At 61.0% G+C, this 17,680-nt stretch carries 16 protein-coding genes and 1 pseudogene; 11 read left to right on the top strand and 6 right to left on the bottom strand.

Going from position 1 to position 17,680, the window contains the following annotated elements; translation table 11 throughout:
• Window positions 1–23: 23 nt before the first annotated feature.
• From WNZ15_RS19805 to WNZ15_RS19795, 3 genes are all read right to left on the bottom strand, one after another.
• Complete coding sequence (locus WNZ15_RS19805) at window positions 24–1,592, bottom strand: arylsulfatase (RefSeq protein WP_342894752.1); 1,569 nt, start codon at window positions 1,590–1,592, stop codon at window positions 24–26.
• Between the two features lie 176 nt (window positions 1,593–1,768).
• The gene (locus tag WNZ15_RS19800; RefSeq protein ID WP_342894751.1) at window positions 1,769–3,712 is read right to left on the bottom strand and encodes a multiheme c-type cytochrome; all 1,944 of its coding nucleotides are present in this window, start codon (window positions 3,710–3,712) and stop codon (window positions 1,769–1,771) included.
• Between the two features lie 86 nt (window positions 3,713–3,798).
• The gene (locus WNZ15_RS19795; protein WP_342894750.1) at window positions 3,799–5,013 is read right to left on the bottom strand and encodes an AI-2E family transporter; all 1,215 of its coding nucleotides are present in this window, start codon (window positions 5,011–5,013) and stop codon (window positions 3,799–3,801) included.
• Window positions 5,014–5,140: 127 nt separating this feature from the next.
• On the opposite strand from WNZ15_RS19795, the gene WNZ15_RS19790 reads away from it, so the two are divergent.
• Together WNZ15_RS19790 and WNZ15_RS19785 are read left to right on the top strand one after the other, a co-directional pair.
• Complete coding sequence (locus WNZ15_RS19790) at window positions 5,141–5,437, top strand: hypothetical protein (protein ID WP_342894749.1); 297 nt, start codon at window positions 5,141–5,143, stop codon at window positions 5,435–5,437.
• A gap of 9 nt (window positions 5,438–5,446) precedes the next feature.
• On the top strand, window positions 5,447–5,938 hold the full coding sequence (locus WNZ15_RS19785; RefSeq protein ID WP_342894748.1) for a phage holin family protein: 492 nt from the start codon (window positions 5,447–5,449) through the stop codon (window positions 5,936–5,938).
• Between the two features lie 113 nt (window positions 5,939–6,051).
• Here the strand turns inward: WNZ15_RS19785 and WNZ15_RS19780 are convergent, their stop codons facing one another.
• On the bottom strand, window positions 6,052–6,615 hold the full coding sequence (locus WNZ15_RS19780; RefSeq protein WP_342894747.1) for an HdeD family acid-resistance protein: 564 nt from the start codon (window positions 6,613–6,615) through the stop codon (window positions 6,052–6,054).
• A 314-nt stretch (window positions 6,616–6,929) separates the two neighbouring features.
• Window positions 6,930–7,079, bottom strand: a pseudogene (locus tag WNZ15_RS19775) (pyridoxamine 5'-phosphate oxidase family protein); the annotation flags it as partial.
• 66 nt (window positions 7,080–7,145) lie between these two features.
• On the opposite strand from WNZ15_RS19775, the gene WNZ15_RS19770 reads away from it, so the two are divergent.
• A complete protein-coding gene (locus tag WNZ15_RS19770) occupies window positions 7,146–7,961 on the top strand; it encodes a hypothetical protein (protein ID WP_342894746.1) in 816 nt (271 codons plus the stop codon).
• Window positions 7,962–8,163: 202 nt separating this feature from the next.
• Here the strand turns inward: WNZ15_RS19770 and WNZ15_RS19765 are convergent, their stop codons facing one another.
• Window positions 8,164–9,063 carry a helix-turn-helix transcriptional regulator gene (locus WNZ15_RS19765; RefSeq protein ID WP_342894745.1) on the bottom strand — a complete coding sequence of 300 codons (900 nt, stop codon included), beginning with the start codon at window positions 9,061–9,063 and terminating at the stop codon, window positions 8,164–8,166.
• A 112-nt stretch (window positions 9,064–9,175) separates the two neighbouring features.
• Between WNZ15_RS19765 and WNZ15_RS19760 the strand changes: the two genes are divergently transcribed.
• Genes WNZ15_RS19760 through WNZ15_RS19725 form a run of 8 tightly spaced genes read left to right on the top strand, consistent with a single transcriptional unit; the run spans window position 9,176 to window position 17,670 of the window.
• Window positions 9,176–10,678 (top strand): aldehyde dehydrogenase, encoded by a 1,503-nt coding sequence (locus WNZ15_RS19760; RefSeq protein WP_342894744.1) that lies wholly within the window; start codon window positions 9,176–9,178, stop codon window positions 10,676–10,678.
• Between the two features lie 44 nt (window positions 10,679–10,722).
• Window positions 10,723–12,021 carry an ABC transporter substrate-binding protein gene (locus tag WNZ15_RS19755; RefSeq protein WP_342894743.1) on the top strand — a complete coding sequence of 433 codons (1,299 nt, stop codon included), beginning with the start codon at window positions 10,723–10,725 and terminating at the stop codon, window positions 12,019–12,021.
• A 15-nt stretch (window positions 12,022–12,036) separates the two neighbouring features.
• On the top strand, window positions 12,037–12,768 hold the full coding sequence (locus tag WNZ15_RS19750; RefSeq protein WP_342894742.1) for an ABC transporter ATP-binding protein: 732 nt from the start codon (window positions 12,037–12,039) through the stop codon (window positions 12,766–12,768).
• Entirely contained in the window at window positions 12,765–13,490 is a 726-nt protein-coding gene (locus tag WNZ15_RS19745; protein ID WP_342894741.1) for an ABC transporter ATP-binding protein, read from the top strand. Before WNZ15_RS19750 ends, WNZ15_RS19745 begins: the two co-directional genes overlap by 4 nt.
• Window positions 13,487–14,395 carry a branched-chain amino acid ABC transporter permease gene (locus WNZ15_RS19740; protein ID WP_342894740.1) on the top strand — a complete coding sequence of 303 codons (909 nt, stop codon included), beginning with the start codon at window positions 13,487–13,489 and terminating at the stop codon, window positions 14,393–14,395. Before WNZ15_RS19745 ends, WNZ15_RS19740 begins: the two co-directional genes overlap by 4 nt.
• Entirely contained in the window at window positions 14,392–15,411 is a 1,020-nt protein-coding gene (locus tag WNZ15_RS19735; RefSeq protein WP_342894739.1) for a branched-chain amino acid ABC transporter permease, read from the top strand. Before WNZ15_RS19740 ends, WNZ15_RS19735 begins: the two co-directional genes overlap by 4 nt.
• 13 nt (window positions 15,412–15,424) lie before the next feature.
• On the top strand, window positions 15,425–16,210 hold the full coding sequence (locus WNZ15_RS19730) for a coniferyl-alcohol dehydrogenase (RefSeq protein WP_342894738.1): 786 nt from the start codon (window positions 15,425–15,427) through the stop codon (window positions 16,208–16,210).
• Between the two features lie 14 nt (window positions 16,211–16,224).
• Window positions 16,225–17,670, top strand: a complete 1,446-nt coding sequence (locus WNZ15_RS19725) for an aldehyde dehydrogenase (RefSeq protein ID WP_342894737.1) — start codon at window positions 16,225–16,227, stop codon at window positions 17,668–17,670.
• Window positions 17,671–17,680: the final 10 nt, after the last annotated feature.

The following is a 17,680-nucleotide window of genomic DNA, read 5'->3' as shown; positions in this document are numbered from 1 at the left end:
GCCTGGGATGGGGAAACCGCGCCCTATTTAGACCCGGTCGAGTCCGTCATCATCTCCATGACCTGGTCGATGGAGAAACTGGCCGGTTTCTGGCGTGGCGGGAATTCCTGGAATGTTTTCAGGAACTCGGCGACATAGGCCTGCGCCGGCACCAGGAAGAACACCCGGTCGATCATCCAGTCGTAGTAGGTGTTCGAGGTCACATGCGCACGCTCATAGGGATCCCGGCGCAGGTTGGTGATCATCGGAACGCGCAAGACCGTCCAGGGTTCGATCCAGGCCCGCAAGGTGGCGAACTCCTTCTGCTCGAGGAAAATCGCCTTCCAGTCATCATAGCGCAGGGCCGTGAGTTCTCCTGTGTCCGCGAAATAGAAGATCTCCTTGCGCGGTCCTGCTTCCTCTTCACCCAGAAGATGCGGCAGGAAATTGTAGCCATCGAGATGGACCCTGTAGTCGCGGCCGATCGCCTGAACGCTGCCTTCCTTCAATTTCGCCTTGATGTCCGGATCGCCGGCGGCTGCAAGATAGGTCGGCAGCCAGTCCATGTGGTGCATGATTTCGTTCGAGATCGAACCCGACTCGATCTTGCCCGGCCAGCGAACCATCGACGGGACACGCCAGCCGCCTTCCCAGTTGGTGTTCTTTTCACCGAAGAACGGAGAAGAGGCCGCATCGGGCCACGTGTTCATGTGCGGGCCGTTGTCGGTCGAATAATGAACGATGGTGTTGTCCGCAATGCCAAGTTCATCCAGCACTGCAAGCAGTTGTCCGACATGACCGTCATGCTCAAGCATGGCGTCGCTGTATTCGTCCTGACCGGAAATGCCGCGGACCTCGTCCTTGATGTGGGTCCTGAAGTGCATCCTTGTGCCGTTCCACCAGACGTAAAACGGCTTGCCCTGATCGTTGGCCCGGCGAATGAAATCGATCGCCGCCGTGACTGTCTCGTCGTCGACCGTTTCCATACGCTTTTTCGTCAGCGGACCGGTATCTTCAATGGCACCGTCGGCAGAAGACTTGATCACGCCGCGCGGCCCGTAACGCTCGCGAAACGCTGGATCTTTCGGGTAATCCGGGTTTTCCGGCTCTTCCTCGGCGTTCAGGTGATAAAGATTGCCGAAGAACTCATCAAAACCGTGATTGGTTGGCAGCATGGAGTCCTGGTCACCCAGATGGTTCTTGCCGAACTGACCGGTCATGTAGCCATGTGGCTTCAGGAGCCCGGCAATGGTCGGGTCCTCGACCTGCATGCCAAGGTCCGCGCCCGGCAGGCCGACCTTGGAAAGGCCTGTCCGGAAAACGCTCTGGCCCATGATGTAGGAAGACCGGCCGGCGGTGCAGGACTGTTCGCCGTAATAGTCGGTGAACATCATGCCTTCCTTGGCGATCCGGTCGATGTTTTCCGTGCGGTATCCCATCAGGCCGAAGGTGTAGGCGGAGATATTCGACTGGCCGACATCGTCACCCCAGATGACAAGTATGTTCGGTTTTTCATCCTGTTGCGCGAATGAAGGCGTCACAATTGCCAGTAGCAATGCCCCCGCAGCAAAGGCAGACAATCTGCCGGCACACAATCTCATTCCCGTAAACATGATATATTCCTCCACTAGGCCGAGATGAAATATACACCTATTGCGACACATTCTATTGACAATGGTCAAGCCTGTTGAAAATTACCATTCAATCACGCATGATTTTTTTGAAAAAATCGAACTATAAGTATGTTACGTTACAAGAAATAATCTTTGGCCGGTGGTTTTTGTAAAGTCTATTTTTGCGAAAGCTGATTTCTAAGCCTCAATAAAATCGCGTTATCAGGAATATTTTGCAGTGCTCTTTGAAGGGCAACTTCCGCGCGCGCCAAATCGCCAACTGCCATATGCAACCGGACCTGCATGATCCAACCCCCGGCAAGTTGCCTGTCGAGACTGGTCGCTTCCTGAAACGCGCGGATCGCAGCTTTTGAATTCCGCAACACCAGGGCGGTCCCGCCGAGCGCCATGTGCGTTTCGGGAAAATCCAGTCTGGCGGCAAGACTTTCCTGCCATTCTCGCTGCGCCGACCGGGCGGCCGAGCGGACCGGTTCGGACGGCATCTCAAGGGGAACGCGGAGCAGTTGGCGCGCAGCAGCGATGCGCACGGATTTGACAGGATCCTCCAGGGCGTCGATCAGAGTGGCACCGTCATCTTGCCCCATACCCAGGAACGGCACAGCGGCAGCGCGAACGAGAGGGTCCGGATCGCTCAGAAGGGCTGCAGCCAGAACGCGTTTGTCCTCTGCCACGCGGTTTTCAAGCAGGCTGAGAGCGGAGGCCCGAACGATCCCCGGGAATTCCGTGTGCCGGGCTATGTCCAGCAGGTCAGCGCCCAATTCGCTCGTGTCGGCTCTGGCGGCGGCGAAGACCTCCGCAAAATGCGCGCTCCTGTGACGGCTGTCGGGATACCGCTGTACCAGGGCTTCCGTGGCCCAGGCAGCCGTCTTGTCCGTATGGCAATCGGTGCAGGCATTCGGCGTGCCGATCTTCACGCTGAGATCGGGACGGGGCACGCGGAACGAATGATCCCGGCGGCCGTCAATGCCCATGTAGGTCCGCTCGATCATGTGACAGGAAACACAAGCGGCGCCGTCAGTGTCTGTTTCATGAAAATGATGCGCCGGGTCGTCGTAGGACTTCAGCGCCAGCGAGGGAAACGCCAGGTTGCCTGCAGGCGAGTGGCACTGCGTGCAAACGGCATTGCCTTCGGCTTTCAGGCGCACGCTATGCGGATCATGGCAATCCGAACAACGGACCCCCTTCGCAAACATCTTCGACTGCAGGAAAGACCCGTGGACATAGACCTCGTCCTGGATCTGGCCATCCGCGTGATACAGCCCCGCGCGCAGCAAGGCGAGCCGGTAGCTGTCGTGAAACGGCGTGCCGGGGGTGGGGTTCCCATCCTCGAAAGCTTCCCGCCTCGAATGACAGCCGGCGCATTGCCCGATTTCGGTTGTGGCCGGTGTCTCCCTGAAACTCAGCAGAAGCCCTTTGGTGTCTGTCCCGGGAAACGGGCTCCGAAATCCGCTGCCGCCCTCGGCCGCCCATGCGACATGTGCCTCGCCCGGGCCATGGCAGGCCTCGCAGCCGACACCCGTTTCCACCTGGCTGCTTTCATACCGGCGGATACGGGCATCGTAATTCTTGCGAAACCCCGTTGCATGGCATTCCGCGCAGCGCGCGTTCCATGTCTTGTAGGGCCCCGTCCAGTGGAATCCGTCATCGGGAGGAAGAACCTGATCCGGATAAAGGTGGTACCAGGTCTTTTTCTCCTGATCCCAGACCACGTCGAAGGATTGCAGCCTGCCGGGTTCGGTTTCCACGAGATACTGCTGCAGTGGTGCGATCCCTGCGATGCCCTTGACTTCCAGCACCTTGGGCCCGCCGGCGACATCCGCGGTTTCGATGAGGTAACGGTCGCCGTCCCGGAAAAAACGGGTGGTTCTACCGCGGTGTTCAAAAAACGCGTCATTGAAGTCGCCATCGACAGTCTGGTCGGTCACCGGCAACCAGGCGTCGGCGTGATGACTGGACTGCCAGGACTTGAGGGCGTCCGAATGGCAGGTTCCACAGGAACCGGACCCGACATAAGACGGCACGACTTCGGCGGAGGCAGCCGCGTTCACAGCGCAGCCGAACCCGAACAACGCCAACAGACCAAGTCCCAGCCAGTTCATTGCACCTCCCGAGCGCCCGGTCATCATGGCGACTGTTTCCACTTCCCTCAATCAACTCACTATAACCACGTCTTCAATCGAAGATTTCACTTCCGTTTTTTCAACTCCTCCAATTCGGCGCGCAAGATTGCAATTTCCCGGTACGGGCCTTCGGTTTCCGATGCGGCCGGATCGTTTGAAACAGTGTCCGTCGCGGTGTCGTCAGTCAGGCCGTTTGTCCGCAGCGTGTGTTCGAAGACAGCCCAGACCGTCATGAAAAGTCCTGCGATAACCGGGCCGACAACCAGGCCGACCGCGCCGAAGGACGCCAGGCCGCCGAAAGTGCTGATGAGAACGAGAAGGTCCGGCATCCGCGTGTCGCGTCCGACAAGAATGGGCCGCAACAGATTGTCGACGGTGGTGACCACCATCGCGGTCCACACCGCAAGCCCGACGGCTGCGATCACGTGATCGTTCGCCGCCAGAACGATCACGCCCGGAATGAGAACGAGCGTCGGCCCGATGCCGGGAATGACGGACAACACTGCCATGACGCAGCCCCAGAATGCCGCACCCGGAAGTCCGGCCACCCAGAAACCGATCCCGCCCAGAACACCCTGGGCAACACCGATCAGGAAGGTTCCCTTGATCGTTGCACGGCTGATGGAAAGAACCCGGTCTCCAAGCTTTTCCTGCACGTCTCGTGGTAGTCCCGAATGAACCAGCATCTGCTGGAACATGTTGGTCGGCTGCGGCAGGAAAAAGACCATGGCGTAGAACATGATGAACAGGCTCAAAAAGAAGGAAGCCGTGCCCTTGGTCACATGGGACAACGCGGTAACGAAAAAATTGGCGATCTGACCGGCCGCTTCCCCGATCTTTTGCGTCACTGTTGCACCCAGGCCTGCAAGATCCACGTCAAACGGCAGCCAGGCCGGCAATGCCTTGCCGAGGGCCTCCACATCGACGGTCTCGACCCATGCGGAGGTCGATTTGGCGACAGTGGTGGCTTGCTGGACACCCAGGACAACGATCGCCCCGAGCGGCAACAGCACACCGACCGACAGGCCGACAAGTGTCAGTCCGACCGCGAGGCCCTTGTGCCGGCCGGTGTGGTCATAAATCCAGCGGTACATCGGAGCCGACATGGCGCTGAATATGGCTGCCAGGAACAGGGCGATCAGATAGTCGCCGATCAGTCCGAGAAAAACGGCGCCGGTCGCCAGCGCAATGAAGCCGATGACACCCATCTGGAACCGGGTTCTTTCGCCCTGTCTCTTGTCCTTAGTCACCTTGTCGCTCTCCATCGCCCACTTGCCCATACTGCCACCAGTTCAGGAAAACCGATAGTTCGCCCGGTTGCTCCAACCTGCCGGTATTCCGCAACTTTTGCCTTTGACGACGTGGAACCTTACGGTACGCTCTCCCTCGAACGCGAAGGAAATCTCAATGCCGGGCGCCTCAGATCTCAAGACCGAGATTTCACAATTGAAAGCGGAAACCGACAGCAAGCGCCGATCCCGCAAGCCGCGGCCCAGGAAACCGCTCGACGAGACGGCGGCCGCGCCGGCGACGGAGGACGCGGATCCGGCCGAACCTTCCGCACACCCTGAAATCAGCAATCTCGCCGACAGATTGTCGGAACTGGTCGAAGAGGCCGGCGACGAAATCAAGGAGCGTCCGGTTACGGCGGTGCTTGGAGCTTTCGCTCTCGGCGTTGTTGTCGGCGCTCTTCTTCGAAGATAGGAGATCGTCATGGACAGTCTTGTGAGGACCATGCGGATTATCTGGCGCGCGGAGCTCCTGATCATCGAGGCAAAACTCAATGTGGCTACCAAACGCATCGGCTCGATGGCGTTTGCCGGCCTGATCTTCGTGTTTGGTCTCGGGATGCTCAATGTCGCTGGCTTTTTCGCGCTGGAAGAGGGCTGGGGTCCTGTCTACGCGGCTCTTGGCGTGGCGGTCGCAGATTTTCTGATCGCAACACTGCTTGTTGTCTGGGGCTCCCGTCTGAGCACCGGCCCCGAACTGGACCTTGCCCGCGAAGTCCGGGACGCCGGCCTGCTTGAACTCGAGGCCAAGGCCGAACACATCCAGGACGAGGTCGACGCAGTCCGGGAAGAACTGCTGACGTTGAAAAAGGGCCTGCTGGCCTTTTCCCGAAATCCGCTGGATGGAACAATCAACGCTCTCCTGACACCGATCCTGACGTTGCTGATCAAATCCCTGACCAAGGGCAAAGGCTGATCGGACATTTGCGGGGCGGCAACCGGCCGGAAGACCTCTGTTGCCGCCTGGAAAACCCTTCCGGGCCGCAATGGCTCGGACGAGGCTCGATGGCGCCCCCGCGGTTTCTGGCGTCAAGCGCTTTCGTCGACGGCTCTGGACAGCATGATCATCGACAGGCCCGTCGACAGGAAATTGATCCCCATGATCAATCCGAGCACGAAGAGAGACGTTCCGGGCAGCTTGCTGACGATCAGCAACCCCGCGCCAATGCTGATCAAGGCCGAAACCAGCATCCAGCCCCAGCCCTTGGCAGGCCTGAATTCGAAAGCCGCGAACAGTTGATAGGCACCTTCGAACACGAACACCAGTCCGACGGTTATGGTGAGGATGAGAATGCCTTCAAGCGGGTTTGAAACAAGAAAAACACCCGCGACCACAGTCACCAGTCCCATCAGCAATGCGCCGAAGAAGGGGCCGGTCCCCTTGATCGAAAACGAATGCCAGATGCCGAGAACCCCGGCAAACAGAAACAGAAAGCCGACCATGTAGTTCGTGGTCACGGTCGCCGCGAACGGGAAAATGATGGCGACCGCCCCCACGACAGCCATGAGGATCCCGATCCACATGACGCTCGATCTGTTGTCCTTGAGGGCCTGTTTGAAACTGGCTGGGAGATTTGTCGATGTATCGGTCATGGTTTTCTCCTGATCTGGTTTGGAAAGTGTCTGTCGCACCATTTCGTACCTGAACTTCCAGATCCCGGCTATCCGTCCGGGAGGACATAGTTGAGATAGCTGTAGAACCGGATCGCGACGCGCCGGATCATCGACGTCTGCTGAATGCCCTGGCTGGAACAGATCGCCACCGCGCCCGAGGCTCCCGGGGGCAATTCACGCGCCTTTGCCTCGGTGTCGAATTCGAACAGGACGAAAATCTTTGCACGCGGCACACCTGCATCGGTGAGCGTCGGAACCGCGGTATTCGCGGCGATGATGCCGCTGCCGCTGGCCTCCGTGTTCTGCGTCCCCAGACACACAAACGGTGACCGCCCGATAAAGGCCTGTGCATGGACCCAGAGTGCAGGCAAGCACTTTTGAACGGCCAGGTCGTGCGTCAGACTGAACAGATTTCGAAGAGTTTGTTCATCTGTGAAGAAAATGACGAGGTGTTCTTGCGAGTCTCAAGCGCGTAAGGTCATGCAGGGAATGCCGGTGGAGGGGTCGACATGATGAAAACGGGACTGAAGAAGCGAGCGCTGCTCATCGCCACCATGGCTGGTGCGGCGGCATGGCCCGCCGAAACGGTTTTGGCCGCGGAAGACCAGCGAAATCAGGTCAACGTGCGGGTCGACCGGGCCTGGCAGTTCATCGTTGCGCCTTATTTCGTCGGCGCGAACATCACCGGCACCAGCCAGGTGGGACGTCTGCCCAATACGGACGTCGATGTCAGCACGGGCGACATCCTCGAAAACCTTCATTTTGGCGGCATGATCCACGCCGAGGCGCTTTACGACCAGACCTTCGGCGCGTTCATCGACATCGCCTACATGAAACTTGGCAATGCCCAGGATATCTTGCGCACGGGTGGCCGGGCGCGTGTGGGCGTCAGCCAGTTGATTGTCGAAACCATGCTGACCTACCGGGCCTACAGCTCCGGCAACGGCTTCATCGATATCTATGCCGGCGGCCGGTACTGGGACATCTCGATGGATCTCAATGTTACCGGCTCGATTGCCGGGAATTTCACCACCACCCGGGGCGACAACTGGTGGGACCCGGTAATCGGCCTGCGCGGGTCGCACGATCTGACCGACAAATGGTCGTTGAACGCCCGCGCCGATATCGGCGGCTTCGGTCTGGCCTCTGATTTCACCTGGAATGTCCAGGGCGGGGCAGGGTACCGTTTCAGCGAAGTCTGGGCGGCGCACCTGCAATACAAGGTCTTGAGCGTCGATTATGACAATGGCCGGAGCGGTACCTCCAGCTTTGCCTACGATGCCATCACCCATGGCCCGGTTCTGGGTGTTTCAGCCACGTTTTGAACCCTGCCGAGGTCATTGCCCGAGGTCCTTGAACGGGCTGACCACCCGGGAGCGGACCGGCCACCGGATTTCGGTCCCATTGGCCATGACACAGGGCATGGAGCATAGAAGAAGCGCGTGAGGTCTCTTCTGGAGATGCCCCATGCCGAACACTGCAGGGGCGCCTCTTCGGCAGGGCTGGAAATTTTCCGTTTCTCGTGTGTCAGGGCCAGTCGGCGAATTCACCCAACGCGGCGCCTTGCTGGCTGGTTCGCTCGGCATGCGCCATTGTGCGAAACTGATAGGGCGACACCTGCATCGCGCGCTTGAAGAAATGCGAAAACCGGGTCGGGTCGTTGAAACCCAGACGCTGCGAGATCGAATGAATGCTTTCGTCCGATTGCCTCAACCAGGTGGTCGCATCCAGAAGGATCCTTTGGTGAACCAGGGACAGCGGTGTCCGGTTCAAATTGCGTTGGCAGATGTCATGCAGCCGGTCGTAGCTTAGATTCAGATCCTGACAATAGTCGTTCACCTTCCTGCGGGACCGGTAGCCCAGTTCGACCAGTTGGCGAAACCGGTGCAGGATATGAATGTCATTGGTGCCTTCGACCAGTTCGTCGCCGATGAGCATCCGGCTTGCCGCGATCAGCAAAAGTCGAAACAACGCGGCCGCCGCCGCCTGGGAGCGTTTGGCCGGGTCGGCCAGTTCATCCGCCAGCAGGGGCAATAGCGGCAGAATGCTCCGTTCGACCACGTCGCGGTTCCCCGGTGTAAGCGTCATTCGGCCCAGCACCATGTTGAGCATCAGGCTCTCCGTGCCGCTGCCGACGATCAGTGGCTGCAGCGGCCGCGCAAAGCCGACCAGCCATGCGCGGGTTCCAGCCGGAACGCGGATCTGAGCAGGCTGGCCATGCGGCAGAATCAGGACCGCATGGCTTTCAATCTCGACCTCGACCTCTGCATCTTCGCTGAGGACGTCGGCGCGTCCGCGCGCCACGATCGCGAATAAATTGAAATCCGCAAAACTGCCCGCACCTGCGGAAAACGTGCGGGGCCGAAGCCCCGACTGGATGCTTTCGAACCTGATCAGCGAAACCAGCGCGCTGTCTTGAGCCACCATGTCGTCAAAACTTCCCAGAAAACAACATTACTTATCCATTTTACATCATGTCATGTTCAAAGGAAACGTGTGAGGCTTTCCTGCGCTTTGAGGAAAGCGTTGGGAGGACATCTTGGAAAACACGCCGAAACCGACTCGTTCAGAGCAGGTTCCGATCACAGATGATGGACAGGCATCCCCGGTCCGGGTGGGACTGTTCATCAATGGCGAACAGGTTCCTGCGGAAACGCGCGGCAGCTTCGAGCGCCTGGATCCGACAACCAGTCTGGTCGCGTCCCGCGCCGCCAGCGGACGTGCAGCGGATGCGGAGCACATGGCGGCGGTCGCCGCCGAGAATTTTTCCGGCTGGGCTGCGCTGTCCGGACAGAAACGGGCCGCCGTCCTGCTGCGGGCAAGATCCCTGCTGCCGGCATATGCCGAAAGATTCGCCTCCCGCATGACTTCCGAGATGGGCGCGACAGCGGACTGGATCGCGTTCAATCTGACGGTCGCGACCGACGTCCTGACTGCAACCGCCGAACTTGCGGAGAAATTCAATTCCGACCTGCCGGCGCTCGGCGAAACGGCATCGGTGATTGTGCGCCAACCTGTGGGTGTTTGCCTGGCTATTGCGCCCTGGAATGCGCCGATTGCGCTCGGCATGCGTTCGATCGCCTTTCCGCTTGCTTTCGGCAATTCGGTGATCTTCAAGGCATCCGAACTGTGCCCGGCAACCCATATGCTGCTGGCGGAACTTCTTCATGAGGCGGGCGTGCCCGCCGGTGTGCTCAGTGTGATGACAAATGCACCCGAGCATTCCGAAGAGGTGGTTGAGACCCTGATCGCCCATTCGGCGGTGCGTAGGATCAATTTCACCGGGTCCACCCGTGTCGGCCGGATCGTGGCGGGTATCGCTGCGGGACATCTCAAGCGGTGCCTGCTGGAACTGGGCGGCAAATCGCCGTTTGTTGTCCTGGCCGACGCGGATCTGGAAGCCGCCGTCGAGGCGACGATATTCGGTGCCTATCTGAACAACGGCCAGATCTGCATGGCCACCGACCGGATCATCGTGGAAGACGTGGTGGCCGACGCCTTCGTCGCGGCCCTTGCCGAGCGAACCCGCCTGCTGGTTGCCGGAGACCCGCGCCAGCCGGGCATCCGGCTCGGCCCACTGGGCACGCCCGGAATTGCGACCCGCCTGTCCGCCCTCATTTCCGATGCACTGGAAAAGGGCGCGCGCCTTGTGACCGGCGGGCCTGCGCACGGGCCGTTCATGGACGCCACCATTGTCGATCACGTTTCGCCGATGATGCGGCTTTATGCCGAGGAATGCTTTGGCCCCCTGGTCGGGATCTACCGCGTGGGATCCGCGGACGAGGCCGTCACGGTTGCCAATGATTGTGAATACGGCCTGTCATCGGCAGTGTTCAGCGCCGACCTCGACAAGGCGGCCGCCATAGCCGCTCAGCTTGAGACCGGAATTTGCCATATCAACGGCCCGACGGTGGCCGATGAGCCGTCGATGCCGTTCGGCGGCATGAAGTCCAGCGGCTATGGCCGGTTTGGAGGCGTTTCCTGCCTCGACGAATTTACCGAAGTCCGCTGGATCACGACGTCGGGCCGCACTGCCCGCTGACACATCAAACGAGAACGACAACAAAAACAACAGGGAGAGAGACCGTGAACACCATTTTATCCAGAGCTGTCCTGAACCGCCGGAGGTTCGTCACGACGTCTGTCGCCGCCGGAACAATCGTTCTGGCCGGCGCCAATGGCGCGCTGGCGCAGAAAGCCGACACGATCCGTATCGGCTTCGTCAGCCCGCGCACCGGACCGCTTGCCGGCTTCGGCAAGACCGACGGCTATGTTCTCGACCGGGCACGCGAGGCACTCGCCAACGGACTGGAGATTGGCGGCAAGACCTATGCCGTGGAAATCCTCGACCGGGACACCCAGTCGGACCCCGCGCGCGCGGCACAACTTGCCAAGGACCTGATCAACGAGAACATCGATCTGATGCTCGCCATTTCCACGCCGGAAGTCATCAATCCGGTGGCCGATGCCTGCGAAGCCGCCGGCGTGCCGTGCCTGTCCACGGTGATGCCCTGGGAGGCCTGGTATTTCGGCCGCGGAGCCAAACCCGGCGAACCGTCGCCTTTCAAGTGGACCTACCACTTCGGTTTCGGCGTCGGCGAATTTCTGAAGACCTATCTGTCGCAGTGGGGACTGATCGAGACCAACAAGAAAGTTGGTGTCATGTACCCCAACGACGCCGACGGCAACGCGGTCCGAGCCGTTCTGGCGCCGCAACTGGAAGCCGGCGGATACACCATTGTCGACCCCGGCGCCTATGAGACCGGCACCACCGACTATTCCACCCAGATCGCGCTGTTCAAGGACGAGGGTGTCGAGATCATCAACACCTTCCCGATCCCGCCGGATTTCGCGGCATTTTGGCGACAGGCGGCCCAACAGGGACTGACCTCGCAAATCAAGATCATCCAGACCGCCAAGACTGGCCTGTTTCCCGCAGATATCGAGGCACTCGGCTCCCTTGGTCTCAATATCTCGTCAGCGGCCTATTGGCACCGTGATTTTCCCTACACATCGCCGCTGACCGGTCTGAACGGACAGGAACTCAGCGATGGCTGGGAAGCGGAAACCGGCGAGCAGTGGACACAACAACTGGGCGCGACCCTGTCGCTGCTGGACGCAGGTGTCGAGGCCCTCAAGGCCTCGGCGGATCCCACGTCCCGCACAGCCATCCGCGACGCGATTGCCGTCTTAAATGTGGAAACCATCTCCGGCAAAGTGGACTTCACGTCGGGTCCGGTGCCCAACGTGTCGCCGGGGCCGATCATCGGCACCCAGTGGGTTCAGTCGCAGAATGGAGATTATCCGCTCGATTATGTCGTGACGGAAAACGCAACCGACCCCAACGTCCCGGTAGCAGCCGAGCTGCTGCCCTACAAGCGCTAGGCAGGGGCAAGCGGCATGGCCCACGACGTCCACCTCAGCGCGACCGGGATCCACAAGTCCTTTGGCGCGGTCTCGGTTCTGAACGGCATCGATTTTTCGGTGCGGTCGGACGAGGCAGTCGGTGTCGTGGGTCCGAACGGGGCCGGAAAATCCACGTTGCTTGCGGTGCTTTCCGGAGCACTTGCACCAACCAGCGGCACTATCCGCATGAACGACGCGGATATCGGCGAGCTGCCGGCACGGGAACGGGCAAAACGGGGTCTGGTGCGCACACACCAGATCCCCAAGCCGTTCCTGGGAATAACCGTGTTTGAAAACGTGCTCGTTGCCGCCACTCACGCAGGCGGCGCCAGCCAGTCTGATGCCTACGACCTGGCGCTTGATGCCCTTGATATCTGCGGCATGATGCCGGTCGCCAACCGGTCCGCCGAAAACGTCGGACTGCTGGACCGCAAACGTCTGGAGCTGGCCAGGGCACTGGCGACGCGACCCAGACTGCTGCTGCTCGACGAGATCGGCGGCGGCTTGACCGATGCCGAAGCTTCCGAACTGGTCGAGACGATCCTCCAGCTCCGGGCGCGCGGAATCGGCATCGTCTGGATCGAGCACATTGTCCATATTCTTGTACAGGTTGCCGAGCGGCTCGTCTGCATGGATGCGGGCCGCATCATTGCCGAAGGCGCGCCGGACGCGGTCATGAGCGACGCCGACGTGATGAAGGCCTACCTTGGGGGGGCGCCGGCATGAGCATTCTATCCGTGAAGGATCTCGATGTCCGGTACGGGCAGTTCCGGGCCGTGCGCGGTGTCAGCTTTGACATTGCCAGGGGCGAAGTCCTTGCCCTGGTCGGGGCCAATGGTGCCGGCAAGACCACCTTGTTGCGCGCGCTCGCCGGAGCCAACCCCGTGTACGCCGGGTCTGTTCACCTTAACGGCACCGACATCACCCAAATGCCCTCCCATCGGCGTGTCGCGGCCGGACTGGCACTGGTTCCCGAGGGGCGCCGCCTGTTTCTCGACATGACCATCGAGGAGAACCTGTCGCTGGGCCGGACCGCCGGCCGTGAGGGCGAGTGGGACATCGACCGGGTGCTCGAGACATTCCCCAATCTGGTGAAACGCCGTCACGCCTTGACCGGCACCATGTCGGGAGGCGAACAGCAGGCCACCGCCATTGGCCGCGCACTGATGTCCAATCCGGACATTCTGATCCTCGACGAGGTCAGCCTGGGCCTGTCGCCGCTGGTAGTCGATCAGGTTTATGCGTCCCTGGATGGATTGTTGAAAACCGGCACCACCATCATTCTCGTCGAGCAGGACCTGACCCGGGCCATGACGGTCGCCGACCGCGTCATATGCATGCTCGAAGGCAGGGTCCAGCTGGACAGCGCGATGACGAACACCAGTCGAGACGCCATCACCGATGCCTATTTCGGCAACTCCCGCCGAAAGGAAGGACTTTCCGCATGATCAATATCCTGCTCCAGTCCGTGCTGCTCGGTGGCTATTACGCCCTGATCGCCTGCGGTCTGGCATTCATGTTCCAGGTGATGAAAATCATCAATCTCGCCCACGGATCCCTCGCGGTGGTGAGCGCCTATATGGTCTGGTCTCTGGCTGAAACCACCGGTGTGTCTCCGTTCCTGACACTCCTGGCCGTGATCCCGGTCATGGGATTGGCCGGCTGGTTGCTGCAACGCGCGATGCTTGAACGCGCTGTCCGCGGCGGCGACCTTTTGCCGGTGCTGACCACCTTCGGCCTGGCTATCGTGCTGGACAACCTGATGTTCCAGCAGTTTGGTGCCAACATCAGGTCGCTGGCCCCCTATGTCGGCGACCTGAGCTGGGAGGCCTTTGAACTTCCCGGAAACATCTATGTCGGCAAGTTGCCCGTCTACATTCTCGTGAGTGCCATAGCCATTATTGGCGCCCTCGACCTGATGCTCAAGCGAACCGCGCTTGGCCGCCAGATCCGCGCCACTGCCGCCGATCCGGTGACCGCCGGGCTGGTCGGCATCAATGCGCGCCGCGCGGCAGGAATCGCCGCCGCCATCGCCACCATGACGGTCGCCGTTTCCGGAGCCGCCCTGGGATTGCGCGGCACCTTCGACGCCTATGCCGGCAGCCCGCAGCTGTTGTTCGCATTCGAGGCGACGATCATAGGAGGCACCCGCTCGCTGTGGGGCGTGCTCGCGGGCGCCATCGTTCTGGCGATTGCGCAATCGCTGGGCGCACAGATTCATCCGCAGGGATTTCTGCTCGGCGGACATCTGGCGTTTCTGGTGGTCCTGTTTCTGCGCCTGGCAAGCCACGGCAGGCCTTGGTCGCTTGCCGGACTGATCTCGATCGTCACACCGAAGGGGACGGCACGATGACCATCCAACGCTGGACGCCTCTGGCACGGACTTCTTTCGTCATCGCGGCGCTTTTCCTCGCCCTGCTGGTCGTCATGCCTGCGTTCGCGTCCGTCGGTGCCATGCAGCGTCTGACCGTGCTTTTCATCTACATCATCATGGCGGCGATGTGGAACGCGCTCGCGGGCTACGGCGGTCTCGTTTCAATCGGCAACCAGCTGTTCTTCGGCCTCGGGGCCTATCTGACCATTCGCGTGGCCAATGCCGGGATCGACCCGTTCGCGGCATTGTTGGTAGCCGCAGTGATGGTGGCGGCGATTTCCTGGGTGCTGTCGCAATTCATGCTGCACCTGAGGGGCGGTGAATTCGCCATCGGCATGTGGGTTCTCGCCTCCATAGCGCATCTGTGCGTCAATCTCGATCCGCTGATCCAGGGCGAAACCGGCACCTCGTTGATATCACTCAACTCCTACGACATGGACTTGCGCCGGTATTACATCTACTGGGCGGCGCTCAGTGCCATGGTTGTATTGCTCGGCCTGCTGTTTGCCGTGCTGCGCACACCGACAGGGCTGGCAATGCAGGCAATCCGGGACGACGAGGAAGCCGCCGAGTCCCTCGGCGTCAACCCGATGCGCAACAAGCGGCTGTTCTTCGTGCTGGCAGGCTTCGGAACCGCCATCGCGGGCGCGCTCTGGCTGGCTCAGGTTCAGTCGTTCCAGCCCAAGACTTATTTCTCGGTGCAATGGACCGCCTACATGATCTTCATGGTGCTCGTCGGAGGCCTGGGCCGGTTCGAAGGGGCCATCCTCGGGGCGCTGATCTTCTTCGCAGTGGAAACCTGGTTCGCCGATACGGGCGTCTGGTACCTGATCGGGCTCGGCGCGACGGCCATGCTGTTCTCGCTGTTTCTGCCCAAGGGCCTCTGGGGGGCCATTGCCTCACGGTCCGGTGTCAGCGTGATGCCGCTGGGATATCGCGTCAGGACATTGCCGGACCCCGGTTCACCAAGGGACGTAACCCGCTCAACGGAATGAAAGGACAAACGTCATGCTTTTCGGAAAGACCATCGTGGTCACAGGTGTTGCCAGCGGCATCGGTCGCAGAACCGCGGAACTTGCCGGGCAACTCGGCGCGGAGGTGATCGGCGTCGACCGGAGCAGACCGGACCGGACCACAGGCACATTCGTCGAGGGCGACCTGTCGACCGAAGCCGGCGTAAAGGCTCTCGCCGACGTTTTGCCCGGACAACTCGACGGGCTGTGCAATGTGGCGGGCGTATCGGGCAACACCGGCGCTGCCAACACCCTGGCCATCAACTTCTTCGGACTTCGCGGCCTGACGGAAGCTCTGCTGCCGAAGATCCGCGAAGGCGGATCCGTGGTCAATGTGGCCTCGATCGCCGGCTTTGGCTGGCGGGAAACCCCGGGCAGGGCAGCGGCCATTGCACGGACCAGCGGGTTTCCCGATGCCGGGAGCATTGTGGCCGAGCATCAGATTCCCGATGAGGCCGGCTATCCCGTCTCGAAGGAAATCCTGCTGGTCTGGACCATGCTGGCGGCCCACCAGGATGCGTTCCGGGCCCGCGCAATCCGGGTCAATGCGGTTTCCCCCGGACCGGTCGAGACACCCATCCTGACCCAGTTCAGAGAGGTTCTGGGCGACGAACGGGTCAATTCGGACGTGGACCGGGTCGGACGGGCAGGCACGCCGGGAGACATCGCACCTGCGATCCTGTTCCTGTGTTCTGACGCGGCACGCTGGATCAACGGCCACAACCTGGCGACCGATGGCGGACTGGAAGCCGCGATTGTCGCCGACACCCAGAATTTCTGACAGAGAGAACGGACATGACTGTACAATTCGTCATCAACAACACCGATACGGACGCCTCCGGCGGCAGGACATTCGACCGCCACGATCCGGTGACCAACAAGGTTGCAAGCACCGCCGCGGCAGCCTCCGCCGATGACGCGCGCATGGCGGCCCGGACGGCTGGTGCGGCGTTTCCGGCCTGGGCGGCAAAGGGCCCGGGCGAACGCCGTTCAGTGCTCAACAAGGCTGCCGATGTGATGGAGAGCAAGCGCGACGCCTTCATCGCAGCCATGATCAGCGAGACCGGCGCGACCGGTCCCTGGGCCGGTTTCAATGTCATGCTCGCGGCGGGGATCATTCGCGAGGCGGCGGCACTGACTACCCAGGTCGGCGGCGAGGTCATTCCGGCCAACAAGCCCGGGACACTGGCCATGGGCGTTGCCCGCCCCAAGGGTGTCTGTCTTGGCATCGCCCCGTGGAACGCGCCGGTCATTCTGGGGACCCGCGCCGTTGCCACGCCGCTGGCATGCGGCAATACGGTGATTTTCAAGGGCGCTGAACTCTGTCCGCTGACCCATCGCCTGATCGTCGACTGCTTCGTCGAAGTCGGCCTGCCGGAAGGCGTTCTGACGTATATCTCGAACGCGCCCGCCGATGCTGCCGAGGTGGTCAAGGCCCTGATCGAAGCGCCCGAGGTCAAGCATGTCAACTTCACCGGCTCGTCGGCGGTGGGCCGCATCATCGGTGGCCTTGCCGGCCAGAACCTCAAGCCGGCCCTGTTGGAACTGGGGGGCAAGGCGCCACTGGTGGTTCTTTCGGATGCCGATATCGACGGTGCGGTGAACGCGGCGATATTCGGGGCATTCATGAACCAGGGCCAGATCTGCATGTCCACCGAGCGGATCATCGTTGATGACGGCATTGCCGACGATTTTGTCGAAAAGCTCGCGGCGCGCGCCGCCGGTCTGCCATTCGGAAATCCGCGCGAACAGGTAGTGCTCGGTTCGCTGGTCACGCCTGAGGCGGCTGAGAAGATGGACGCCCTGATTGCGGATGCGACCGCGAAAGGCGCGAAGGTCGTTGCCGGCGGCACCCGCGATGGCGCGATGCATTCGGCAACCCTGCTCGATGGTGTCACGGATGCCATGCGGATCTATGCCGAAGAGAGTTTCGGTCCGGTCAAGTCGATCATCCGTGTCAGCGGTGACGCCGCAGCCATCGCGTGCGCCAACGACACCGAATACGGCCTGTCGGCGGCGGTCTTCAGCCAGGACATCACCCGCGCCCTGTCCGCCGCAAACCAGATCAAGAGCGGCATCTGCCACATCAACGGCCCGACCGTGGCCGACGAGCCGCAGATGCCTTTCGGCGGCGTGGGAGATTCCGGTTATGGCCGGTTCGGCGGAAAGGCGGCGATCGCCGAATTCACCGATCTGCGCTGGATCACCATCGAGGACCCGAACCAGCACTATCCGTTCTGATCGGAACCTG

The sequence above is a fragment of the Roseibium sp. AS2 genome (genome assembly GCF_038900065.1).
Lineage (GTDB): Bacteria > Pseudomonadota > Alphaproteobacteria > Rhizobiales > Stappiaceae > Roseibium.
Note: the sequence above shows the minus strand (reverse complement) of the source record. Positions and strands in the feature narration are given on the sequence as shown.